22 protein-coding genes are annotated in these 23,543 nt (G+C 67.9%); 11 read left to right on the top strand and 11 right to left on the bottom strand.

The features are described from left to right. Positions 1 to 27: 27 nt before the first annotated feature. Positions 28 to 1,338, top strand: a complete 1,311-nt coding sequence (locus tag ACODSM_RS20965; protein ID WP_488806774.1) for a magnesium transporter CorA family protein — start codon at positions 28 to 30, stop codon at positions 1,336 to 1,338. 189 nt (positions 1,339 to 1,527) lie between these two features. Here ACODSM_RS20965 and ACODSM_RS20960 read toward each other — a convergent pair whose 3' ends face one another. After that, complete coding sequence (locus ACODSM_RS20960) at positions 1,528 to 2,388, bottom strand: amidohydrolase (RefSeq protein WP_488806773.1); 861 nt, start codon at positions 2,386 to 2,388, stop codon at positions 1,528 to 1,530. Positions 2,389 to 2,495: 107 nt separating this feature from the next. Next, positions 2,496 to 3,185, bottom strand: a complete 690-nt coding sequence (locus ACODSM_RS20955; RefSeq protein WP_108497343.1) for a dienelactone hydrolase family protein — start codon at positions 3,183 to 3,185, stop codon at positions 2,496 to 2,498. Between the two features lie 133 nt (positions 3,186 to 3,318). Between ACODSM_RS20955 and ACODSM_RS20950 the strand changes: the two genes are divergently transcribed. From ACODSM_RS20950 to creC, 4 genes are all read left to right on the top strand, one after another. Further along, positions 3,319 to 4,065: an SDR family oxidoreductase gene (locus tag ACODSM_RS20950; protein WP_108497344.1), complete on the top strand. Its 747-nt coding sequence runs from the start codon at positions 3,319 to 3,321 to the stop codon at positions 4,063 to 4,065. 176 nt (positions 4,066 to 4,241) lie between these two features. Beyond that, on the top strand, positions 4,242 to 4,877 hold the full coding sequence (locus tag ACODSM_RS20945) for a MarC family protein (protein WP_055402029.1): 636 nt from the start codon (positions 4,242 to 4,244) through the stop codon (positions 4,875 to 4,877). Between the two features lie 6 nt (positions 4,878 to 4,883). Continuing rightward, positions 4,884 to 5,597, top strand: coding sequence for a response regulator (locus ACODSM_RS20940; RefSeq protein WP_488806772.1), 714 nt, complete (start codon positions 4,884 to 4,886; stop codon positions 5,595 to 5,597). A gap of 66 nt (positions 5,598 to 5,663) precedes the next feature. Continuing rightward, positions 5,664 to 7,130, top strand: a complete 1,467-nt coding sequence (gene creC, locus ACODSM_RS20935; RefSeq protein WP_488806771.1) for a two-component system sensor histidine kinase CreC — start codon at positions 5,664 to 5,666, stop codon at positions 7,128 to 7,130. Here the strand turns inward: creC and ACODSM_RS20930 are convergent. Further along, positions 7,127 to 7,663 (bottom strand): hypothetical protein, encoded by a 537-nt coding sequence (locus ACODSM_RS20930; protein ID WP_488806770.1) that lies wholly within the window; start codon positions 7,661 to 7,663, stop codon positions 7,127 to 7,129. The genes creC and ACODSM_RS20930 overlap by 4 nt on opposite strands. Before the next feature lie 161 nt (positions 7,664 to 7,824). Here ACODSM_RS20930 and creD point away from each other — a divergent pair, with 161 nt between their 5' ends. Both creD and ACODSM_RS20920 read left to right on the top strand, forming a co-directional pair. Continuing rightward, complete coding sequence (gene creD / locus ACODSM_RS20925) at positions 7,825 to 9,261, top strand: cell envelope integrity protein CreD (RefSeq protein WP_488806769.1); 1,437 nt, start codon at positions 7,825 to 7,827, stop codon at positions 9,259 to 9,261. Further along, a complete protein-coding gene (locus ACODSM_RS20920; RefSeq protein WP_488806768.1) occupies positions 9,258 to 9,620 on the top strand; it encodes a hypothetical protein in 363 nt (120 codons plus the stop codon). The genes creD and ACODSM_RS20920 overlap by 4 nt, the downstream gene beginning before the upstream one ends. A 104-nt stretch (positions 9,621 to 9,724) precedes the next feature. Here the strand turns inward: ACODSM_RS20920 and ACODSM_RS20915 are convergent, their stop codons facing one another. The 4 genes from ACODSM_RS20915 to ACODSM_RS20900 form a co-directional block, all read right to left on the bottom strand. After that, positions 9,725 to 10,771 (bottom strand): GGDEF domain-containing protein, encoded by a 1,047-nt coding sequence (locus tag ACODSM_RS20915; RefSeq protein WP_060985336.1) that lies wholly within the window; start codon positions 10,769 to 10,771, stop codon positions 9,725 to 9,727. Positions 10,772 to 10,954: 183 nt separating this feature from the next. Beyond that, the gene (locus tag ACODSM_RS20910; protein WP_488806767.1) at positions 10,955 to 11,491 is read right to left on the bottom strand and encodes a hemerythrin domain-containing protein; all 537 of its coding nucleotides are present in this window, start codon (positions 11,489 to 11,491) and stop codon (positions 10,955 to 10,957) included. Between the two features lie 184 nt (positions 11,492 to 11,675). Continuing rightward, a complete protein-coding gene (locus ACODSM_RS20905) occupies positions 11,676 to 12,257 on the bottom strand; it encodes a hypothetical protein (protein ID WP_488806766.1) in 582 nt (193 codons plus the stop codon). Positions 12,258 to 12,377: 120 nt separating this feature from the next. Next, on the bottom strand, positions 12,378 to 12,596 hold the full coding sequence (locus tag ACODSM_RS20900) for a CsbD family protein (protein ID WP_015012165.1): 219 nt from the start codon (positions 12,594 to 12,596) through the stop codon (positions 12,378 to 12,380). A gap of 370 nt (positions 12,597 to 12,966) precedes the next feature. On the opposite strand from ACODSM_RS20900, the gene ACODSM_RS20895 reads away from it, so the two are divergent. The 3 genes from ACODSM_RS20895 to ACODSM_RS20885 all read left to right on the top strand — a co-directional run bounded on the left by ACODSM_RS20895 (position 12,967) and on the right by ACODSM_RS20885 (position 17,776). Next, on the top strand, positions 12,967 to 14,850 hold the full coding sequence (locus ACODSM_RS20895) for a DUF1800 domain-containing protein (RefSeq protein WP_488806765.1): 1,884 nt from the start codon (positions 12,967 to 12,969) through the stop codon (positions 14,848 to 14,850). A gap of 8 nt (positions 14,851 to 14,858) precedes the next feature. Further along, positions 14,859 to 16,313, top strand: a complete 1,455-nt coding sequence (locus ACODSM_RS20890) for a DUF1501 domain-containing protein (protein ID WP_015012163.1) — start codon at positions 14,859 to 14,861, stop codon at positions 16,311 to 16,313. A gap of 86 nt (positions 16,314 to 16,399) precedes the next feature. Further along, positions 16,400 to 17,776, top strand: a complete 1,377-nt coding sequence (locus ACODSM_RS20885; protein WP_488806764.1) for an NAD(P)/FAD-dependent oxidoreductase — start codon at positions 16,400 to 16,402, stop codon at positions 17,774 to 17,776. A gap of 76 nt (positions 17,777 to 17,852) precedes the next feature. Here ACODSM_RS20885 and ACODSM_RS20880 read toward each other — a convergent pair whose 3' ends face one another. From ACODSM_RS20880 to ACODSM_RS20865, 4 genes are read right to left on the bottom strand one after another with little or no spacing between them, the layout of a single operon-like run. Next, positions 17,853 to 18,542 (bottom strand): ABC-type transport auxiliary lipoprotein family protein, encoded by a 690-nt coding sequence (locus ACODSM_RS20880; protein ID WP_488806763.1) that lies wholly within the window; start codon positions 18,540 to 18,542, stop codon positions 17,853 to 17,855. Between the two features lie 56 nt (positions 18,543 to 18,598). Beyond that, entirely contained in the window at positions 18,599 to 19,567 is a 969-nt protein-coding gene (locus ACODSM_RS20875) for an MlaD family protein (RefSeq protein WP_488806762.1), read from the bottom strand. Further along, a complete protein-coding gene (locus ACODSM_RS20870) occupies positions 19,567 to 20,442 on the bottom strand; it encodes an ABC transporter ATP-binding protein (RefSeq protein WP_488806761.1) in 876 nt (291 codons plus the stop codon). The genes ACODSM_RS20875 and ACODSM_RS20870 overlap by 1 nt, the downstream gene beginning before the upstream one ends. After that, the gene (locus ACODSM_RS20865; RefSeq protein WP_488806760.1) at positions 20,439 to 21,563 is read right to left on the bottom strand and encodes an MlaE family ABC transporter permease; all 1,125 of its coding nucleotides are present in this window, start codon (positions 21,561 to 21,563) and stop codon (positions 20,439 to 20,441) included. The genes ACODSM_RS20870 and ACODSM_RS20865 overlap by 4 nt, the downstream gene beginning before the upstream one ends. Positions 21,564 to 21,849: 286 nt before the next feature. On the opposite strand from ACODSM_RS20865, the gene ACODSM_RS20860 reads away from it, so the two are divergent. Then, positions 21,850 to 23,541, top strand: coding sequence for a GMC family oxidoreductase (locus ACODSM_RS20860; protein WP_488806759.1), 1,692 nt, complete (start codon positions 21,850 to 21,852; stop codon positions 23,539 to 23,541). Positions 23,542 to 23,543: the final 2 nt, after the last annotated feature.

Genomic DNA, 23,543 nt, shown 5'->3' with positions numbered 1-23,543 from the left:
GGGCGCTTTTGACTGAAAACGGTGTCCATGCGCATCTTTCACATCCACAGCAGCGGCGTGCAGGAGCTGACCGCCCTGCCCGCCCAGATGCCGGCGCAGGGCTTTCTCTGGGTGGCCTGCGCCCGTCCGGCCTTCCAGGCGCGGCTGGCCGAGATCCAGGGCCGCCTGCAGGCGCTGATCGGGCTGCAGCTGGTGGACCTGCATGTGTCCGACCTGCTCAACGCGCAGCTGCCCTCGCACTACGACTACACCTCGCAGTACGACCTGCTGGTGTTCCGCCGCCTGGCCACGGTGCAGGGCGATGCTGCGCCGCCCGAGCAGCTGGTGACGGCTCCGCCCGCCACACCAGCCGTGGCAACCGAGCCCGACAACCCCCACGCCCCCGCCAAGCGCAGCGGCCCGCCCGTGCTGCGGCGCATCGACACCAGCCCCGTGGGGTTTGCGGTGTTCGACCAGCTGCTGCTGACCGTGCACCCCACCGACTGCGCGGTGCGCGATGCCTACGCGACGCGGCTGCTGGCGGCCACGCCGGCCAATGGCAATGGCAACGGCAACGGCAATAGCAATGGCACCAACGCCAACGCCAACGCCAACGCCAACGCCAACGCCAACGCCACCGCCACCGCCACCGCCACCGCCAGCCATGCTGCCGCCCACGGCAATGCCCACGCGGGCCCCGGCATGGGCGAAGGCCGCAGCAGCCCCATCTCGGGCTCGCGCCTGCCCACCAGCCCGGCCGACCTGATGCTGCGCGTGGTCAACCAGATGGTGGACGGCTACCTGGACCTGCGCCGCGAGCTCACCCGCCAGCTGGACCACTGGCAGACCGAACTGCTCAAGCCCCGCGCGCGGTATGTGAACTGGACCTCGCTGCTTGAAGCGCGCCTGTCGCTGCACATGCTGGACGAGATCTGCGAAGACCAGCGCACCGCCGTACAGGACTGGATCGACGCGCTGGAAACCTGGGCCCTGCCCGACACCCCCACCGGCCTGCGCGAGCTGGACCTGCTCAAGGTGCGCAGCCGCGACGTGCTGGAGCACATCGAGCGCGTGGTGCACCACGTGCGGCGCCTGGAGCAGAGCACCGAAACTGCCGTGCAGATGCACTTTTCGGTGCAGAGCAACCGCACCAACGACATCATGCGCACCCTCACGGCACTCACGGCCGTGTTTTTGCCGCTGAACCTGATCGCGGGCATTTTCGGAATGAACTTCGAGTTCATCCCGCTGGTGCACAAGGCCGATGGCTTCTGGTGGGCCATGGGGTCGATGGTGTTCATCGCGGTGGCCCTGGTGCTGCTGTTCTGGCGCAAGCGGTATCTGGCGAGGACGCGGTGACATCCCCCTGAGGCGCTACGCGCCTTCCCCCTTCTCTCGACTCGCTGGCGCGATTCGGGAAGAGGGACACCGCCAGTGCGGCGGGGCGGCCCTTGCACGGCGGTCGCTGGTAGGGGCAGCGCCAGTTTCAATGGCTGCCAGCTAGAAGGCTGCCAGGGCACAAGCCTCAATGCACCGGCGATGGCCCACTCACGGCCTGGCCACCCCAAACAGCCCCGCCGCGTTGTCCCACGCCACCTTGCGCGCCACATCGGCGGGCAGGCCGCCCAGCCACTGGCGGTAGCCCTGCATCAGGGCTTCGTAGTGCTGCCACCGCTGGTTGACCCAGGTGTCCGAGCCGATCACAAAGCGTGTGGGGTACTTGAGCAGCAGTGCGCGCCAGGCGGGGCACAGCTGGTTGTCGTCGCACACCAGGCCGGGGCGGTACGAGAGTTCGCCCACCAGGCCGGGGTAGCGGGCCATCAGGGCGTCCACCCGCTCCACCGGCGCGCCGCCGATACCGGTGTGGGCCCAGATCAGCCGGGCCTTCTGGCCTTTGGATGGGGTGTTGGCCATCAGCAGGTCGATGGCGGTGTCGTCCACATGGGCCAGCACCACCAGGTCCCGCTGCTCGGCCTGGGCCATGAGCTTTTTGGCCACGGGGCCGTTGGCGTTGGCGCTGTCGTACAGGTGGAATTCGCCCAGGCCCCGGTACGGGCCCGCAGGCGTGCCCCGGGCCAGCTCGGTCTGCACCATGTCGTAGATGGTGTCGTCGGCAAACCAGCCGGTGTAGTCGGCGCGGTTGCGGTACAGCCGCACAAACGGCACCACCGTCACGCCGGCCTCGCGGGTCTGCGGCAGGCCCGCAAGGGTGAGCGACCCGGCATTGGGCCGCGAGTTGGCCACGATGGCGCGCACGCCGCTGGCCTTCATGCGCGCCAGCACGTCGGCAGGTGGGTGCGGGCCTGCTTTGCCGTCCCAGGCTTCCTCGTTGTAGTGCAGGTGGGCGTCGAACAAGGGGCCGGTGTAGTCGGCCGCATGGACACTAGCGCACAACGCTATCAAACCCATAGCTGCCAGCGCATGACGGACTAGCGCTTGGGGCCAAAAACGCCTGAAATCCGCCATGATCACCCCCGTTGGTCGTTCGCTATCGTGTCGCGGTCACTGGGGCGGTCTCAGCCCAGGTGCTTGGCAAAAAAGGCCAGCGTGCGCTCGCGGGCCGTGTTGGCAGCGGCCTCGTCGTAGCTGCCGCGCTGGTCGCAGTTGAAGCCGTGGTCGGCGGCGTACACATGCACTTCGACCTCCGGGTGGGCCTTGCCGAAGGCCTGCACGCTGTCGAGCGGAATCCAGTGGTCACGCTCGCCAAAGTGGGCCAGCACCGGCACCTTGGGGGTGCGGGCCACTTCTTCCGGTGTGGTCACGCCACCGCCGTAGTACGGCACGGCGGCCGACAGGCCCTGCAGCTGGCAGGCCGAGCGCCAGGTCAGCAGGCCGCCCCAGCAGTAGCCCACGATGCCCACCTTGCCGCCGCTTTGCTGCGCGGCGTAGTCGATGGCGGCCTGGATGTCGGGCATCACGCCCGGCGCGGGCAAGGCCTCGACGGCGGCCTTCAGGCCCATGCCGGCCTGCATGTCGTCACCGGTGTAGCCCAGCTCCACGCCCTGCTTGACGCGGTGGAAGGTGGAGGGCGCCACGGCCAGATAGCCGCTGGCGGCATAGCGGTCGGCCACCGAACGGATGTGCGAGTTCACGCCAAAAATCTCTTGCAGCACCACCACGGCGCCACGGGGCGTGCCTTCGGGCTTGGCGATCCAGGCGGGGGCCACAAAACCGTCACTCGATGTCAGATCAACAAACTGTCCCATGCTGAATGCTCCTTTGCTTTGGTAAATATGGCGCGTGAATGGGCCGCAATAGGCCCGCGATGTCGGCCAGGACGCTGCGCGGCGGGGCGCAGAACCTGTTCCAATGCGCCATTCTTGCAGGAGACCCCACCCCATGGAGAAGATCGCACTAATCACCGGCGCCAGCCGGGGCATTGGCGCCGCCACCGCACGGCTGGCCGCAAAACATGGCTGGGCCGTGGTCGTCAACTACCTCGCCAACGAGGCCGCCGCGCAGGGCGTGGTCGATACCATCCGTGCAGACGGCGGCACCGCCATCGCGGTGCAGGGCGACGTGGCGAGCGAGGCCGACATCCTGGCCATGTTCCAGGCGGTGGACACCGAGCTGGGCCGCATCAGCGCCCTGGTCAACAACGCCGGGGTGGTGGACGTGACCGCCCGGGTGGACGCAATGAGCACCGAGCGCCTGCGCCGCATGTTCGACACCAACGTGATCGGCAGCATCGTCTGCGCCCGCGAGGCCGTGCGGCGCATGAGCACGCGCCATGGCGGCAGCGGTGGCGCCATCGTCAACGTGTCCAGCGCCGCCTCGCGCCTGGGCTCGGCCCACCAGTATGTGGACTACGCGGCGGCCAAGGGCGCCATCGACACCTTCACCATCGGCCTGGCGCGCGAGGTGGCGGCCGAGGGCATCCGCGTGAACGCCGTGCGCCCGGGCCTGATCGAGACCGACATCCACGCCAGCGGCGGCCTGCCCGACCGCGTGCGCGACCTCTCGCACCAGGTGCCCATGTTGCGCGGCGGCACGGCCGACGAGGTGGCCGAGGCCATCGTCTGGCTGATGTCGCCCGCTGCGAGCTACACCACCGCCACCTTGATGGATGTGTCGGGCGGGCGCTAGGGGAGAAGGCCCGGAGCCACCCGTAGCAGGCACGCTGCAGCGCAGCATGCCCGACCGCCAAACGGCGCAGAAAACACCGCATACTCGCGCACAGCCCGGGCTGCGCCACCCTCATCGGCCGTTGGCCTGAGCCCCCCGAAGAACCACCCTGCCCACTTGCCCTTGGGAGCGCCCTGATGGACCTCAAACCCCTGATCACCCTGCTGGCCATCGTGAACCCGCTGGCCATCGTGCCGTTCTTCATCCACTACACGCAGGGCTTCTCGTACCCGCAGCGGCGCCGCACCATCCAGGTGGCCAGCTTCAGCGTGTTCTGCGTGATTGCAGCCTGTGCGCTGCTGGGCCTGCAGATCCTCGACTTCTTCAACATCTCGCTGCAGAGCTTCCAGGTGGGCGGCGGCATGTTGCTGCTCATCAGCGCGATGAACATGCTCAACGCCCAGCCCGCCGAGGCCAAGCCCAGCACCAACGAATATGAAGAAGGCGCCGAAAAGGCCGCTGCGGGCAGCAGCATTGCCGTGGTGCCGCTCACCATCCCGCTGCTCACCGGCCCGGCCAGCATGTCCACCGTGGTGATCTATGCTGACCGCGCGCAGACCTTCTGGCAGCACGCCGCGCTGGTGGGCTACGGCGTGGTCATCGCGCTGGCCACGGCCGTGTGCTTTGCGCTGGCCGACCCGATTGCGCGCGTGCTGGGCAAGACCGGCATCAATGTGATGACCCGCCTCATGGGCCTCATTCTGGCTGCGCTGGCCGTGGAAGTGATGGCCGACGGGCTGGGCAAGCTGTTCCCCATCCTCGTCGCACGCTGACCCTCCATGTCCGCCCGCCTGCTGCTGCTCGAAGACGACCCCGCCATCGCCCGCACCGTGGCCTATGCGCTGGAGCGCGATGGCCTGACCGTCACGCACAGCCTGCTGGTGCACGACGCGCGCCAGCAGCTGCAGAGCGCACGGTTTGACCTGCTGGTGCTGGACGTGGGCCTGCCCGACGGCAGCGGCCTGGACCTGCTGCGCGATGTGCGCAACACCGCGCCCACCGCCGCCCTGCCCGTGCTGATGCTCAGCGCCCACGGCGAAGAAATCGACCGCGTGCTGGGCCTGGAACTGGGCGCGGACGATTACCTGACCAAACCCTTCAGCCCGCGCGAACTGGCCGCCCGCGTGAAGGCGCTGCTGCGCCGTGCGGGCCACGGGAACGGAAATGGCAACGGCCACCAGGCCTCAGCGCCCGCCACTTCGGCCGCTGCGCCGTTCCACGACGACGAGGCCGGCCAGCGCATCAGCCTGCGCGGCCAGGCCCTGCCGCTGACCCGGCGCGAATACCGCCTGCTGTCCCACCTGCTGCGCGGCGCAGGCCGCATTCACTCGCGCGACGCCCTGCTGGCCGCCGCCTGGGGCGACGACAGCGAAAGCACCGACCGCACGGTGGACACCCACATCAAGACCCTGCGCGCCAAGCTGCGCGAGGTGGACCCTGGGCGCGAGTACATCAGCACGCACCGGGGCATGGGGTACTGCCTGGACATCTGAAGCCCAATTGGCCGCTGGCGCATATCTATCAAGCGCTGAAAGCTATTGTTTTTGAAGTAACGCACCATGCGCCTCGGCATCCGCCTGCTGTTCGCCTTCTTCCTCATCAACGGCATCGCCGCGTTCTTTGTGCTGCGCGTGTTCATGGCCGAGATCAAACCCAGCGTGCGCGAGGTGATGGAGGACATGATGGTGGACACGGCCAACATCCTGGCCGAGCTGGCCAGTGAAGACCTGGCCGCCGGGCGGCTGGCGGCAGAGGCCAACAACAGCAGCACCAGCCCGTTTGCGCAGCATGTGCGCCGCTATGCCACGCGGCCCATCGACGCGGCGATCTGGGGCTTTTCCAAGCAGTCGCTCGACTACCGCATCTACGTGACCGACACCACGGGTCGCGTGCTGTTCGACTCGGAAAACCGCGCCGTGGGCGCCGACTACTCGCGCTGGCGCGATGTGGCGCGCACGCTGCGCGGCGAGTACGGCGCACGCTCCACCCGCGATGTGGAGGACGACGACACCAGTGGCGTGATGCATGTGGCCGCGCCCATCTACGTGAACAGCCAGATCGCGGGCGTGCTCACTGTGGCCAAGCCCACGCGCACGGTGCAGCGCTTCATCGACCGGGCCGAGCGCAAGGTGTTCATGGGCGGGCTGTTGCTGCTGGCGCTGTCGGCTGCTGTGGGCGTGGCGGTGACGCTGTGGATGGTGTGGAACGTGCGCCGCCTGCGCGACTACGCCCTGAGCGTGCAGGGCCCGGCCGACGGCGAGCGCCACGACCCGAACCTCCCGCCCCCCACGGCCCTGGCCGTGCCCGAGGTGCCCGGCGAGCTGGGCGACCTGGCCCGCGCCATGGACCGCATGCGCGCGCGGCTGGAGGGGCGCGACTACATCGAGGGCTATGTGCGCGCGCTCACGCACGAACTCAAAAGCCCTGTGGCCGCCATCCGGGGTGCGGGCGAGCTGCTGCAGGACGAGCTGCCCGCCGCCGACCGCGCCGAGTTTGCGACCCAGGTGGTGCAGCAGAGTGAGCGCCTGCAGCGCATCATCGACCGGCTGCTGGAGCTGTCCAAGCTGGAACAGCGCCAGCACGCCGAAGGCCGCGCGCCCGTGGCGCTGCACGACTGCGCCGAAGCCGCCATCGCCCAGACCCGCGCCCGCGCCGGGCAGCGCGGCATCACCCTGGCGCTGCAAGGCCACGGCACCAGCGGCCCGTGGGAGGCCGAGCTGGTGACGCTGGCGCTGACCAACCTGCTGGACAACGCGATCGACTTTGCGCCCACAGGCAGCACGGTGCGGGTGGAACTGGACGGCGCCACTGTGGCCGTGCAAGACAGCGGCCCCGGCGTGCCCGACTACGCGCTGCCACGCCTAGGCGAGCGCTTTTTCACCACCGCGCGGCCGGGCGGCGAGCGCAGCGGATCGGGTCTGGGGCTGGCGATTGTGCAGCGCGTGATGGCGCTGCATGGCGGGCAGATGGTAGCGCGCAATACGGCGCCGGGGCTGCGGGTGGCGCTGGAGTTCCGTAGAGCCTAGGAGCCTGTCGGGAGGCGGGGCTGGGCCTGGAGAAATTCGACCAGGTCGCCCACCGTGATCACTTTGCCGAACAAGGGGTTGGCCGATGTGTCGGCCAGGCTGCGGCGGGCCCGTTGGGCCATGTCAACGACCAGGTCATCCAGGTCGTCAGCGTCCAGACGCAGGTCGCTCTGCAGGTTGTCGGTCAATCTCAAAGGCACGGCAACCACGGCAGACAAGCTGCGCTGCAGTTCCTCGTACACCGCGCGCACCACCCAGGTGTCCACCCGGCGGCAGTCGATGGAGCGGGCAAACTGGCAGATCGACTCCCCGGCACGGCCTTGCGCCATATGGGCCAGGCGCAGGGCCTCGCGCCGGCTCAGGACGGCCACCAGACTGCCGAGCGCCAGGAGCGAGCCGCCCACCGCCACGGGGTGCGTCCAGAACACGGCCATGAAGGCCACCGCCATCACGGCCAGAAAGCACCGCGCCGGCCAGCGCAAGGGCGGGCGGACAGCCACCGGGGGCATGAAGCGGGACGCTGTTTTTCGCATGGCACTCCCCAGGTGGATGACACAGGCGGTCGATTCTGCCAGTACCCCACTCCGTACTTCGCACGTCACCCCCGCCACTTCACACTGGCCTCACAAACTTCATAGCGCCCTCACAGCGAGCCACAACACTGCCCCCACAACAGTCACTTGTGGAGGATCTTTTGTTCAAACACCCCCTGTTCACCAAGCTGGCGGCGCTGACCGCCATCACCGTGTTGCTGCTCTTTGGCCTGGGCCTGATCGAAGACGTGGTGCGCGACCGGCTGCGCTACCGCAGCATCACCGCTCAAAGCGTGGCCGAGAGCCTGGCGGGGCCGCAGACGCTGATGGGCCCCATGATCCACAGCGCCTGCGTGGAAAGCTGGGATGAAGAAGTCGGCAAGGGCGACGAGCGCCGCATGGTCGAAAAGCGCCGCGAATTCATCCTGACCGCCATGCCCGAGCTGCTCAAGCTCACCGCCGGCGCCGCGATGGAAGAACGCGCACGCGGGCTGCACAAGGTGAACACCTACAACCTCAAAGCCAACGTGACGGCGCAATGGGGTTCGCTGGCCAGCCTGCTGCCGCAGAGCAGCATGAAGAATTCGCGCATGCACTGCGGCGCGCCCATCGTGATGATGGCTGTGGGCGATGCGCGCGGCATCCGCACCGCGCAGTTCACCATGGGCAGCCAGGCGCTGGCGCTCAAGCCCGGCACCTTCCACCCCACCTACAGCCGGGGCCTGCATGCGGTGCTGCCCGAATCCGTACGTGGCAAGGCCGACGGCCTCACAGCCACCTTGGATCTGGAACTGGTGGGCACCGAGCGCCTGGCCATCGTGCCGCTGGGCGGCACCACCGAGGTGCTGATGACCAGCAGCTGGCCCCACCCGTCGTTTGCCGGGCGCTTTCTGCCGTCGGAGCGCGAGGTCAAGAAGACCGGCTTTTCGGCCCAGTGGCGCCTGTCGTCGCTGGCCACCACGGCGCAGGCCGACATTGCGAATGGCAAGCGCATCTGCCTGGGCGCGGATGAGGGCAGCGACTATGCGCACACCGGGGCCACACCGGGCGACTGCGCCGACAGCTTCAGCGTGGCCTTCATCGACCCGGTGAATCCCTATTCCCTCTCTGACCGCGCCACCAAGTACGGCGTGCTGTTCATCGCCCTCACCTTCGTGGCCGTGGGCCTGTTCGAGCTGATGAAGAAGCTGCGTGTGCACCCGGTGCAGTACCTGCTGGTGGGCAGCGCGCTGTGCAGCTTCTTCTTGCTGCTGGTGAGCCTGTCGGAACACCTGCCGTTTGGCATCTCGTACGCGGTGGCCGCCAGCGCGTGTGTGCTGCTGCTGGCCTACTACGCCAGCCACATGCTGGGTGGGCTGACGCGCGGCATTCCGCTGGGGGCGGGCATTGCGCTGCTGTATGGCCTGCTGTACGTGCTGCTGCAGCTGGAGCAGACGGCGCTGGTGGTGGGGGCGATTGCACTCTTCCTGGTGCTGGCGGCGGTGATGGTGCTGACGCGCAAGGTGAACTGGTACGGCCTGGCTTCTGGCGGCACGCCCCCGCGCCCCACCATGCCACCGGTGCAGCGCCCCGCAGCGCCCCGCACGGAGGCCGCATGAACGCCACCGCCACCCACACCACGCGCTGGGCCCAGTACCTGGCGCAGGCCCAGGCCCTGACGCCGCCCGCCAGCACCGGCGCCGCGAGGGGCCCCGCGCTGACCGCCGCCGAAGCGGACCGCGTACAGCGCCACCGCGACCAGTTGATGGCGGCCCTGCGGTCGCAGGACCGGCTGGCCTTGCACTGTGCCAAGCAGCAGGTGCTGGACGCGGCCTTTTGCCCCCGCCGCCCCGAGGCGCACCTCGACCCCGGAGGGTCTGTGACCGGCGCCGCAGATTCGCCCGCCCTGCGCCGGGCGCTGCGCGACCTGGCGTGGCGCACAGCGGCCTTGCTGTTGCCGCGCCGCCCGGAGTGCTGAAGGTGTGCCAGGGGGCCTTGCGCAGGCCTCTGGGCACAGTTTTCAATAGAAATGGCCGGTAGCGCTAGTGCAATATGCGCCAGCAGCTATCAAAAACAGAGCATTTACACCACCACGGTGCGGCTGCGCCCCTCGCGTTTGGCGGTGTAGAGCGCAGAGTCGAGCAGGCGCAGGGTGATGTCCAGCGGCCGCAGCGGGTCGAACAGCGTGAGCCCCATGCTGACCGACAGCACCAGCGCCGGCTCGATACCGGGCAGCGGGTGGGCGGCCAGCGCCGCATGCACACGCTCGGCCACCACCTGTGCCTGGTCGAGCCCCGTGGCGGGCAACAGGGCCAGGAACTCCTCGCCGCCCCAGCGCCCCAGCACATCGGCCGCACGGAAGACGTCGCGGCACAGCGTGGCAAACAGCTGCAGGGCCTGGTCGCCCACATGGTGGCCGTACACGTCGTTCACGCGCTTGAAGTGGTCCAGGTCCATCATCAGCAGGCAGGCCGGCTCATGGCCCCGCTGCAGCAGCGCCCATTCCTGGCGCAGGCGGTCGGTGAACGAGCGGCGGTTGGCCAGGCCGGTCAGCACATCGGTATGGGCCAGCACGTCCATCTGGTGGCGGGCCGCCTCCAGCTCCACCAGCATCTGCCCCTGGCGGTCGTTGGCGCGCTTGAGCTCCAGCAGCCGGATCACCTGGCGCGCCAGGGCACTGAGCAGGTCCTGCACCTTGGCAGACAGCTCGCGCGGCCGGTGGTCCAGCACGCACAGCGTGCCCAGCACAAAACCGTCCGGCGTGACCAGGGGCGCCCCAGCGTAAAAGCGCAGCGGGTTCTTTTGCGTGACGATGGCGTAGTGCGCAAAACGCGGGTCTTGCGCCAGGTCGGGCACGATGAAGACGCCGGACTGCCGGATGGCGTAGCGGCACACGGACTCGTTCAGCGGGGTCTCCCGCAGTGCAAAACCGCGCGCGGCCTTGAACCACTGGCGCTGGTTGTCCAGCAAGCTGATCAGGGCCACGGGGGCTTCGCAGATGTAACCCGCCAGGTCGGCCAGCTCGTCGTAAGCGGGCTCCATGGGGGTGTCAAGAATGCCGTAGCGCTGCAGGGCTTGCAGGCGGTCGGTGTCGTCGCAGGGGTCGTCAGAAGGGGTGGTGTCGGCCATGACGCGAAGCGGCCGCGCCGCCCCCATTTGCCTTGAGATGGGGCAGCATGCCATACAAGCCACACGCTTGCATGGGTGTTAGCCCGATTGCCCGTATGGCTTCGTCCGGCGGTGCGCTGGCCCTATCGCTCGGACGGTACGTTCGGCTTGCCCGCTGCAGCGGTCAAGCGGTCACTAGGTGGGTCAGGCTGCCACGGCAGGTGCAGTATCACGCTGGGTAGCGGGCTCGTCGGCACCGGGCGCGCCGGAGTCTGAGCAGGTGGCGCCACCGCATCCGTGGATCAATGCCTCGGGCAGCGCTGTGGGAGCGTGCACCACGCCCGTGGCGGGGTCAAAACCCACGCGGCGCAGGTGCAGGGCCAGCGAGGCATCCATGCTCTGCGCGTGCTGCGGAAACCACAGCGCCAGTTCGCTGGCCATCACGCGCAGCACCTTCAGGTCGCCCTGCTCGGCACGGGCCGTGCCTTCCCGCATCACCTGCAGCACCACCTTGTGCTGCATGCTGTGGCAGTTGCCCGAGGCAAAGCGGGTGGAGGCCATCCAGTCGTCTTCCTGGCCAAAATGCTGCTCGGTGTGCTCCACCAGCGTGCGCCAGCAGGGCAGCAGCTCCGCGTCGCTGGCTTCGTCCACGGCGGCCAGCAGGTCGACAAACTCCCGGTGGGTGTCATCCATCAGGGGCAGGTCGAGGTTCAGTGCATCAGACCATTCGAGGTGGGCCATGGGACTCCTTGGGCGGGCGGCAGATCAAACGAAGCTGCGAGCTTAGAAGCCCCGGCCCGGCGGGGTGTTGATGCAGGTCATGGCATCCCCATACGCAGCGAGGCCCTGCACCGCGCGCAGCGGGCAGGGCCTGGTACAGCCTGATAGGGCAAGGGATCAGGTCAGGCGCTCAGCGCCCGGCCGATCAGCTCTGGCCGTACATGCGCTTGGCGTCATCCACACACTTGGACTTCAGGTCGCCGCTCATGGCGTCGCAGCGTTCCTTGGCAGCCTTGTAGTTGGCTTCGTTCTTCTCGGCGGTGGCATCCTTGCGGGCCTCGGCTACGTTGGCAGCCTTTTCGGCGGCCGTGTCTGCAGGCTTGGCCTGGGCGGCGGCCACCTTGGCGTTTTCCTTGGCCTTCACGTGTTCGGCCTTGGCATCCTTCACGCACACGTCCTTGGCGTTGCCGGACAGGTCGTCGCACTTTTCCTTGGCGACAGCGTAGGCGGCATCGGCGCGGGCTTCAGCGACCTTCTGGCTGGCCTTGGCGCTGGGCTTGTACTGGGCTTCAAGTTCCGCCTTGGCCACGTCTTCCGCGCCCTTGGCTTCCTTCATGCAGATGTCCTTGGCGTTGGCCTTGAGGGCATCGCACTTTTCCTTGTTCATCTTGTAGTCTGCCGAGATGCTTTCCTTGGCGGCCTTGTGTTCCGCAGGGGTCATGGCAAAAGCGGTGGTAGCCATCAGACCAGCTGCGCAGGCGGCGATCAGGGTGCGTTGGAATGTCATGGTTTTCTCCTCGATGAAATTGAATGCAATGGGTGTGAATTTTTGGGGGGCGGTGCGCCAGGAGTGGCCTGGCGGGGCGCGGGGCGAAGGCCCCGCAGCGCTGTCACGCTGTTTGCGCTATCAGTCGTTGAAGCGGAAGTCAGGGTGGCGGTCTTGCCATTCCTTGAGCTGCTTTTCAGCCGCGTCGCGGGCGATGCCCTGGCGCTCTTGCAGCTTGCCCAGGAACTGTTCGCGCTTGCCGTCGATGACATCGAAATCGTCGTTGGTGAGCTTGCCCCACTGCTCGATCATCTTGCCCTTGAATTGCTTCCAGTTGCCCTTGATGGTGTCTTCATTCATGGTGTGACTCCTTGTGCGAATTTCGCTTCAGCCATCCACTCGAAGTGCGTGGAACCTTTGCGTGATGCGATGGAGTTCACTGTAAAAATGATCTGGCGCCGACGCCGTAGTCCGCGCTACGCAGCACGCGTCAGCACAGGACTACGGGCGTGACGGACATCGCCGATGCAGTGGCTCTGGCCCTCTGGCGAAGCCCCAACGCCGCCCCTGCAAGGTACAAAGTGTTGCAATGGCCCATCATTCAGACCCTGGGTGCGGCAGGCATTGCAGAGGCGTGTTTCGCTTGGTAACACTTGTGTTTCCAGGCGGGCGCGGCGTGTGATTTAGTCACGGCTGTGCTGCCAGCGGCAGACTTTTGACCACGACCACCATGACACATCCATACGAGGAGACTCTGACAACTGCGGTTGCAGAGGCACCTGAGGGCCAGCCCCTTCCCACCGAATCAACAGCCACCAGCAGCCGGGCCCATGCGCCTCTGCTGACGGCGCTGTTCGCGTCCACTGCCTTGGCCGCCTGTGGCGGCGGCGGGGGCGACAGCACGCCAGGTACGGGCGCCCCCGGCACCCCAGGCACACCCGCACCCACCACCCCTTCCCTGGGCAACTACGCACACCCTTCAGCCACGTCGGACAACGAGGCCGCCCGCTTTCTGCTGCAGGCCCAGTTCTCGGCATCGACCGCCGAAATCGCCGCCCTGCGCGCCACTACCTATGCAGACTGGCTGGAAAGCCAGTTCAATGCAGGCCCCAGCCAGGGCGGCTGGGACTGGCTGAACCAGCGCGGCTACGCAGACATCAGCAACGACACGGCCTACTACGACAACTCCTACCCCGCCGACTACATGATCTGGTACCAGCTCATGAAGTCGCCGGACGGACTGCGCAAACGGGTGGCGCTGGCGCTGTCCGAGATCTGCGTGGTCTCGCTCAGCGGCGTGGACATCACCTGGCGCTGCCACGCCATGGCCTGGTACTGGGACCAGTTGGTGAACAACGCCTTCGGCAACTACCGCTCCGTGCTGGAGAACGTGACGCTGAACGCGGCCATGGGTTACTACCTCAACACCCGTGGCAACCAGAAGGAAAACCCCGCCACGGGCCGTCAGCCCGACGAAAACTATGCCCGCGAGGTCATGCAGCTCATGTCCATCGGGCTGGTCGAACTGAACATCGACGGGACTCCCAAGAAGGACGGCTCGGGCAAGCCCATTGACAGCTACACCATGAACGACGTGACCAATCTGGCGCGCGTGTTCACGGGCTACGACTACGACCAGACGCAGAACGTGCCCACCACCGTGCCAGGCACCACGCGGGTGGTTTCCAACACCACCTTTGCGCGGCTGCCCATGGCACTCAATGCCTCGCGCCACTCCACGCTGGCGGCGGCATTCCTCGGAACGACGATCCCGGCCAACACGCCCGGCGCTGCGGCCCTCAAGACCGCGCTGGACACCTTGTTCAACCACCCCAACGTGGGTCCGTTCATCGGCAAGCAGCTCATCCAGCGGCTGGTCACCAGCAACCCGTCGCCCGCCTACGTGGCGCGCGTGGCGGCTGCCTTCAACAACAACGGCGCCGGCGTGCGGGGTGACCTGCGCGCTGTGGTCAAGGCCATCTTGCTGGACGACGAGGCACGCTCGCCCGCAGGCCTCACCCAGCCCGGCTTTGGCAAGCTGCGCGAGCCCATGCTGCGCTTTGTGCAGTGGGGCCGCACGTTCGGCATCAACTCGGCACAGGGCAGCTGGAAGATCGGCGACCTGAGCGACCCCGGCTCGCGCCTGGGCCAGAGCCCGCTGCGTTCGCCCTCGGTGTTCAACTTCTTCCGCCCGGGCTACATTCCGCCATCCACCGCATTGGCCGCCGCAGGCGCCGTGGCCCCCGAGTTCCAGCTGGTCAACGAAAGCAGCGTGGGGGGCTACCTCAACTACATGCAGGGCGTGATCCGCAACGGCATCTACGTGAACGCCCCCGAGCTGCCCAACAACGCCAGCACCTCCAACAACGGCTACGACATCAAGGCCAGCTACACCAACGAGCTGGCCATCGTGACCGATGCCGATGCGCTGGTCGCCCGTATCAACCTGCTGATGTGCGCGGGCCAGCTGTCTGCCGCCACCGTCAAGCTCATTGCGGATGCACTGAAGGCGACGCCCGTCACCAACGCCAGCACCGACTCCGTCAAGCTCGACCGCGTGGCGGCAGCCGTTTTCCTGGTCATGGCTTCGGCCGAATACCTCGTTCAAAAGTAAGCCCTGCCATGCACCTGCTTCAACCCGAACTCCACACCCGCCGCGCGTTCCTGCGCCGCTCCACCCAGCTGGGCCTGGCAGGCACGGCCCTGCCCTTTGCCCTCAACCTGGCCGCCATGGGCGAGGCGGCAGCCTTCAATGCCACCGACTACAAGGCGCTGGTCTGCGTGTTCTTGTACGGCGGCAACGACTACGCCAACACCGTGGTCACCTACGACGATGACAGCTACAACCGCTACAACACCATCCGGGGCGGTGGCGCAGGCCAGACGGCCGGCGGCATCGCGCTGGCCAAGGCAGCCCTCACCCCGACGCTGCTGACGCCCACCACGCCGCTGCCGGGCGGTCGCCAATACGCGCTGCACCCGGCCATGACAGGGCTGGCTGGCCTGTTCAACAGCGGCAAGGCAGCTGTGCAGCTCAACGTGGGCCCGCTGGTGGTGCCACTGACCCGCGCGCAGTACAACAGTGCCGACCGCGCCACCTACCCGGTGCCGCCCAAGCTGTTCTCGCACAACGACCAGCAGTCGGTGTGGCAGTCGTCATCGCCCGAGGGCTCCACCGTGGGCTGGGGCGGCAACATCGGCGACCTTGCACTGTCCTCCAACGGCAACTCGCTGTTCACCTGCATCTCCGTCACGGGCAATGCGGTGTTCCTGTCGGGCGACTCGGCGCTGCAGTACCAAGTCAGCACCAACGGGGCCGTGGCCATCAACGGGGTGAAGAACCGGGTCTACGGCTCATCGGCCGTGCAAAGCGCGCTGACGTCGCTCATCCAGCAACCGCGCACGCAAACGCTGGAGAACGAATACAACCGCGTGACCACCCGCGCCGTGACGGCAGAAAGCCAAATCACCAACGGGCTCGCGGGCGTGACGCTGTCCACCACCTTCCCCAACAACAACTCGCTGGCCAACCAGCTCAAGATGGTGGCCCGCCTGATTGGCGCGCGCACCAGCCTGGGCAGCAAACGCCAGGTGTTCCTGGTGTCGCTGGGCGGCTTTGACCTGCACGACAACCTGATCTCGCAACAGCCGGTGCTGATGCAGCGTGTGAGCGAGGCCATGACCGCGTTCTACAACGCCACGGTGGAGTTGGGCGTGGCCGACAAGGTCACGGCGTTCACCGCGTCGGACTTTGGCCGCACGCTCAGTTCCAACGGCGATGGCTCGGACCACGGCTGGGGCAGCCACCACCTGGTGGTCGGCGGTGCGGTGAAAGGCAAGGCCTTCTACGGCAGCGCGCCGCCAGTCAGCATCACCAACACGGCCGCCCCCGAAGACCAGTGGCATGTGGGCCAGGGCCGCCTGCTGCCGTCCACCTCGGTAGACCAGTACGCGGCCACCCTGGCCAAATGGTTCGGCGTGGCCGACAACGAAATGGCGGGTGTGCTGCCCAACATCACGCACTTTGGCGCAGCGGCAGGGCGGCCGGACTACCCGGTGGATCTGGGGTTCCTGTAACGCATTGAGCCCCCGCACCCCGGGAGCCGCAGGTCAGGCCCAGGTCACGAGGCTGGGCCACCACGCGGCTCCCCAATAATGGCGGCATGACGACTCCCTCTGCTCCCCCGCTTCGCCCGCGCGTGGTCATCATCGGTTGCGGGTTCGGCGGCCTCGAAGCCGCCCGCGCCCTGCGGGGCGCGGCGGTGGATGTGACCCTGGTGGACAAGACCAACCACCACCTCTTCCAGCCCCTGCTCTACCAGGTGGCCACCGCCGGACTGTCGGCCCCGGCCATTGCGGCGCCCATCCGGCACCTGTTCCGGCAACAGCGCAACGTGACCACCTTGCTGGGCGAGGTCACCCGCATCGACGTGGGCCAGCGCACCGTGCACCTGGCAGACGGCGCCATGCTGCCGTACGACCACCTCATCGTGGCCGCCGGTGCCACGCACAGCTACTTTGGCCGCGACGACTGGGCAGCCTATGCGCCCGGCCTCAAGACGCTGGACGATGCGTTCGAGATCCGCCGCCGCGTGCTGCTGGCGTTCGAGGCGGCCGAGAAGGAGCCCGACCCCGCTCGCCGCGCAGACTGGCTCAACTTTGTCGTCGTGGGCGCGGGCCCCACGGGCGTGGAGATGGCCGGCACGCTGGCAGAGATTGCGCGCCACACCCTGCCCGGCGAGTTCCGCCACATCGACCCCGCCAGCGCGAAGATCATCCTGCTCGAAGGCGGTGCGCGCGTGCTGCAGGCCATGCCCGAGACCCTGAGCCAGCGCGCCAAGGAGCAACTGGAGAAGCTGGGCGTGGACGTGCGCCTGGGCGCGCGCGTCACCGCCATCGACAGTGATGGATTGAAGGTCGAATCACCCGCAAGCGCTACTACATCAAGCGCAAATAGCTATCAAATAAATAGCAAATGCATTGTGTGGGCAGCGGGCGTGGCCGCATCACCCCTGGGCCGCCACCTGGCAGACACCACCGGCGCCAGCACCGACCGCGCGGGCCGCGTGGTGGTGGAGCCCGACCTGACGCTGCCGGGCCACCCCGAGATCAGCGTGATCGGCGACCTGGCAGCCGCCAAGAGCCACGCCCCCGGCCACGAGCCCAAGCCCGTGCCCGGCGTATCGCCCGGCGCCAAGCAGATGGGCCGCGCCACGGCGGCCAACATCCTGCGGCGCCTGGCGGGCCAACCCACGCAGCCGTTTCGCTACCGCGACTACGGCAACCTGGCCACCATCGGCCGCAACTCTGCCGTGGTGGACCTTACCTCGCCCGCCGGGCCAGTGCGGTTTTCAGGCTACTTTGCGTGGCTGTTCTGGCTGTTTGCCCACGTGTACTTCCTGATCGGCTTTCGCAACCGGCTGGTGGTGTTGCTGGACTGGGCCTGGGCGTACTGGAGCTTTGCGCGCTATGCGCGGGTGGTGACAGGCATTGAACGCCATGAGGCCACGCCCACGTCCCTTTCGCCGCCCGGCACCTGACGGCCACCCGCGCTGCGTGGCGCCACGGCCAAGGCCGGCGCCCGCTGGCACGGGCGGTCCACAAAGACCTGGGGCATTACTGCCCCACCTGCTCCACCCAGGCCGCCAGCTCCCCGGCCAGCTGGCTTGACGCCGCTGCCAGCGCAGCCACGCCGCCCGGCGCATCGGCCGACTTGGCGGGCTGCTGCACGATGAACACGCGCTGTCCGCGCAGGGATTCGCCCGACGGGGTCAACTCCACCACCGTGGCGCGCAGGCGCACCACGCCCGCGCTGTCGCTGGGGCTGGTGAACAGGTGGCTGAACTCCTCCAGCTCGGTGCGCAACACCAGGGGCAGCTTGTTGCCCTGGGCCGGTTCGCGGGCCTGGGCGGCGCCGTCGTCGGCCTTGAGCACGGCGCGGCGCAGGCCCAGTTGTTCGCGCAGGCGCTGCTGCAGCAGTTGCGCGGGCGGCTGGCTCCAGCGGGCCTGGCTGTAGGGACGCAGCTGCTGGGCGTCGGCATAGGCCAGGCGGTACAGCACGGCGTTGCCGCCCTCGGGCAGGCCGGGCGCATCCATGTCGGCCAGCGCCAACGGCGCCAGGCGCGCGCGCCGGTCGGTGGGCACGGTGGCCAGCGGGCCGGGCCCAAAGTCATACAGCACGGGGCGAGTGGGGGCGGCCGGCAGGGCCGAGCAGCCCGTGAGCACCAGCACCGCAGCCAACCCACAGCCCCACAGGGCGGTAGCGCTAAATATATATGCCTTGGTTGCTATGTTTTTGATAGTCATCGCAGTAATTCCTCACAAGGCCCACGCCGCCCATGCGTCGCGGTCGGAGACACCCCTCATCGGCCACCACCAAAACCGGGCTCACCCGGCCCGGGCGGGATGCGGCCCGAGCCATAGATGAACAGCTGCGGGTTGTCGCTGATGCCCCCCGCCGCGCGGCCCATCTGGCGGGCGGCGCGGGCCGTGTCGTCGGCGGCGCGGTTCACCCGGGGCAGGGTCGCGGTGCTGAACTGGTCCGCCGCGCGCGCCAGGGACTGGGTGCCGGCGGTGATCTGGTCGATGGCGCCGCCCTCGGCGTTGAGCCGCTGGTTGGTCTTGCCCAGGTCCACCGCCAGGGCGGACACGCTGGCGCCCGCCTGCTGCAGCGACTGCAGCGTCTGGCGCGCGTCGCTGGCCAGGGGCGGCAGCGCGGCCAGGGCCGGGTCCAGGCGCTGGGCCACGGTGGCATCCAGCCGCTGGGTCAGGGTGTTGACGCTGCCTGCGGCCTGGCCGATGTTGGACAGCGCCTCGGTAAGCTTTTGCTGGTTGCTCTCGCCCAGCAGTTGGTTGATGCGGCGCGTGGCCTCTTCGACCTGACCCAGGATGGCCGGCGCCTGCTCGGCCAGCTTGCCAAACGGCGAGGGCTTGAGCGGCAGGCGTGGCAGGCCGCTGGGGCCGGGGGGCAGCTCGGGGTAGGGCTGCTCGGCGTCGTCCAGCAGCACGTGGGCCAGGCCGGTGACGCCCTGGTAGCCCAGCACGGCAAAGGTGGTGGGGCTGATGGGCGCCTGCTCGTTGACGGCGATGCGAATCAGCACGTTGCCGTTGACCTGCGGATCAAAGCCGATGCGCGTGACCTTGCCCACGGCCACGCCCTTGTAGCGCACGGCGGCCTGGGGCTGCAGGCCACTCACGCCGTCGCGGGTGGACAGCTCGTACTGCTCGTAGTTGGCGTTGTCGCGCGTGAGCCAGACGGCCAGGCCCGCCAGCATGGCGGCGACCACCAGCACAAAGATGCCTGCGGCGAGGGCGTGGGATTTGTTTTCCATCAGGGATGTTCCTTGTGGGGCGCGGGCGGGGGGGCGACCTGCGCCGAAGCCTGCTGCACAGAAGGCACGGGCGCCATGGCCCGCTGGCCACGCTCGCCCATGAAGAAGTGCTCGATGAACGGGTGCGAAAAGTGCGCCACCTCGTGTGGCGGGCCGGTGACGATGACCTTTTTATCCGCCAGCACGGCCACGCGGGTGCTGAGTGCGAACAGCGTATCCAGGTCGTGCGTGACCATGATGACCGTCAGCCCCAGCGCTGCGCGCAGCTCGCGCAGCAGCGCGCAAAAATCGTCGGAGCTGCTCGGGTCCAGGCCTGCCGTGGGTTCGTCGAGCAGCAACAGCGGCGGGTCCATGATGAGCGCACGGGCCAGCGCCACGCGCTTGACCATGCCACCCGACAGGTCGGCCGGCATGCGCGTGGCGTGTTCGGGCTTCAGCCCCACCATCTGCAGCTTGACCAGCGCGGCATCGCGCACCAGTTCGGGCGGCAGCGTGCCCTGCTCGCGCAGCGCAAAGGCCACGTTGTCGAGCACGTTGAAGGCCGAAAACAACGCGCCGTGCTGGAACAACATGCCCACCCGGCTGGCCGCACCCTCGCGCCCCATCTCGGACGCAGGCCGGCCCAGCACCGTGACCTGCCCGCGCGTGGGCCGGGCCAGGCCCAGGATCTGTCGCAGCAGCACCGTTTTGCCTGTGCCCGAGCCCCCCACCAGCGACAGCATCTCGCCGCGCTGCACGGTGAAGTTCAGGTCCTGGTGCACGGTGAAGGTTTCATCGCCCTTGCCAAACTGCGTCCAGAGGCCTTGCACGTCCACGATGGGCGGCTCGCCGGGCGCGACGGCGATGTGTTCGGGCTTGGCGATGCGCTCAGTCATATGCCGATGTTCTTGAAGGCGACCGCAAACAGCGCGTCCACGATGATCACCATGGTGATGGACGACACCACCGACGCCGTCGTGCCCTCGCCCAGGCTCTGGGTGTTGGGCTTGACGCGCAGGCCCCAGTGGCAGCCGATGAGCGCAATGAACGCACCAAACACCACCGACTTGGCCATGGCCAGGCCCAGGTTGCCGATCTTCACCGCAGCAGGCAGTGCCTGCACAAAGTACGACGGCGAGATGTCCATGGAGATGTCGGCCGCCAGCATGCCGCCTGCCAGCGCGGCCAGCGTGGTCCACACGCTGATGAGCGGCATGGCCAGCGCCAATGCCAGCGTGCGCGGCATCACCAGCCGGAACCCGTGCGGGATGCCCATGACGCGCATGGCATCGAGCTCTTCGGTCACGCGCATCACACCGATCTGCGCGGTGATGGACGAGCCCGAGCGGCCCGCCACCAGAATGGCCGCCAGCATGGGCCCCAGCTCGCGGATCAGCGAGATGCCCAGGATGTTGACGATGAACGACTCGGCACCAAACTGCCGCAGCTGCAGGCTCATCAGGTAGGCCAGCACCACCCCGATAAGGAAGCCCACCAGCGCCGTGATGGGCAGCGCTGTGGCGCCCATGCGGTACAGGTGGCCGGACACATCGCGCCACGGCCCCTTGCGCGGCGCACGCGCCAGGCGGCCCAGGTCCAGCACCAGCTGGCCCACCATCTCCAGCAGGTGGCGGGCATGGTCCACGCCATGCAGCACCAGCACGCCCAGGTGGTCGATCTGTTCGCCCAAGCGCCAGGGCTCGGGCGGCGGTGCCACGCAGGTGAACTGGGCCACGCGCGTGAGCATGGTGCGCTGGCTGTCGGTGCAGGCCAGCTGGGCGGGCCAGGCGTGCTGCCAGTGGTTCCACAGCAGCTGCGCGCCCACATGGTCCAGCCACTGCAGCTGCCGCAGGTCCCAGCCCAGGGTGGGTGCGGGCGGTGCGCCCCGCAGCTGGTCTGACACGGCCTGCCACTGCTTCGCATTGCCCAGCTCGGCCGCGCCCCAGCGCCCACGCAGCTGCGCGCACGGCCCTTGGGGCGTATCGGCGCGAACGATGTGGGGGGCGTGGTCGGTCATGGGTCTGGCCGCCAGGGCAGCCGCAGGGGTAAGGACGTCAAGAAGCAGCAAGGAAGAGCGTGCATGGTAGCGGAGCGAATCCTGCACGCGCTGTCGGACACCAGCCTGTCAAGCAAAGACAGGCGGCGAAGCATGTAATTATTATCAAATCGACGCCAAGCGCAATATCTACAAGCGCCAGCAGCTACTAAAAATGTAGCAATAGGCACACACCCTATCGACAGGGCCTGCCCCATCCGCACAATGGCCCACCGTTACCACCCTTGATCGGCACCGCCCCTTCTCCATGAGCGACACCACGTTTGACACCATCATCATCGGCGGGGGCACGGCCGGCTCCCTGCTGGCCAACCGCCTGAGCGCCGACGGCCGCCACCGCGTGCTGCTGATCGAAGCGGGCCGCAAGGACGACTACCACTGGATCCACATCCCCGTGGGCTACCTGTACTGCATCGGCAACCCGCGCACCGACTGGCTCTACAACACCGAGCCCGACGCAGGCCTGAACGGCCGCACCCTGCGCTACCCGCGCGGCAAGACGCTGGGCGGCTGCAGCAGCATCAACGGCATGATCTACATGCGTGGCCAGGCGCGCGACTACGACCAGTGGGCCGAACTGACGGGCGAGGCCAGCTGGCGCTGGGACAACGCCCTGCCCTACTTCCGCCGCCACGAAGACCATTGGCGCCTGGACCAGCCCGGGGGTGTGAACGAAAATTTCAAACGCCTGCACGGGAACAAGTCCACCGGCAGCACCGGCGAGTGGCGGGTGGAAAAACAACGCCTGCGCTGGGATGTGCTCGACGCCTTTGCCCACGCCGCCCAACAAGCGGGCATCCCGGCCACCGACGACTTCAACAGCGGCAGCAACGAGGGCGTGGGCTACTTTGAGGTCAACCAGAAAAGCGGCTGGCGCTGGAACACCGCCAAGGCCTTTTTGCGCCCCACCTGCTACGGCCGCCCCAACTTCGAGATGTGGACCAGCGCACAGGCGTCCAAGCTCATCCTCGAAACCCAGCCCGATGGCAGCCAGCGCTGCACCGGCGTGCTGGTGTGGGACGGCCACGAGATGGTCACGGCCCGCGCAACGGGTGAGGTGATCCTGAGCGCAGGCGCCGTCAACTCGCCCCAGCTGCTGCAGCTGTCGGGCATCGGCCCCGCCGCGCTGCTGCGCCAGCACGGCGTGGAGGTGAAAGTGGACCTGCCCGGCGTGGGTGCCAATCTGCAGGACCATCTGCAGATCCGCGCAGTGTTCAAGGTGCAGGGCGTGCAGACGCTCAACACCATGGCCAGCTCGCTGGTGGGCAAGGCCAAGATCGGGCTTGAGTACGCGCTCAAACGCAGCGGGCCCATGAGCATGGCGCCCTCGCAGCTGGGCGCTTTCACCCGCAGCAGCCCTGACCAGCCCTACCCGAACATCGAATACCACGTGCAGCCCCTGTCGCTCGATGCGTTTGGCGAGCCGCTGCACAGCTTTCCGGCGTTCACAGCCAGCGTGTGCAACCTCAACCCCACCAGCCGGGGCACGGTCAACATCAAGAGCGCCGACTTCAAGGCCGCCCCAGCGATTTCGCCCAACTACCTCAGCACGCCCGAAGACCGCCAGGTGGCGGCCGACAGCCTGCGCGTCACGCGCCGCATTGTGGCCCAGCCCGCGCTGGCCAAGTACCAGCCGCAGGAGTGGAAGCCCGGCGTGCAGTTTGAAAGCGACGAAGACCTGGCGCGCCTGGCGGGCGACATTGCCACCACCATCTTCCACCCCGTGGGCACCACGAAGATGGGCCGCGACGGCGACCCGATGGCAGTGCTGGATGCGCAACTGCGCGTGCGCGACGGACGCGGCGGCGTGGTGGCCGGCCTGCGCGTGGTGGATGCGGGCGCCATGCCCACCATCACCAGCGGCAACACCAACTCGCCCACGCTGATGATGGCGGAGAAGGCGGCGGAGTGGATCATCCAGGCAAGGCGGGCGGCGTGAGT

It is taken from the genome of Acidovorax sp. FG42, assembly GCF_057809195.1.
Note: the sequence above shows the minus strand (reverse complement) of the source record. Positions and strands in the feature narration are given on the sequence as shown.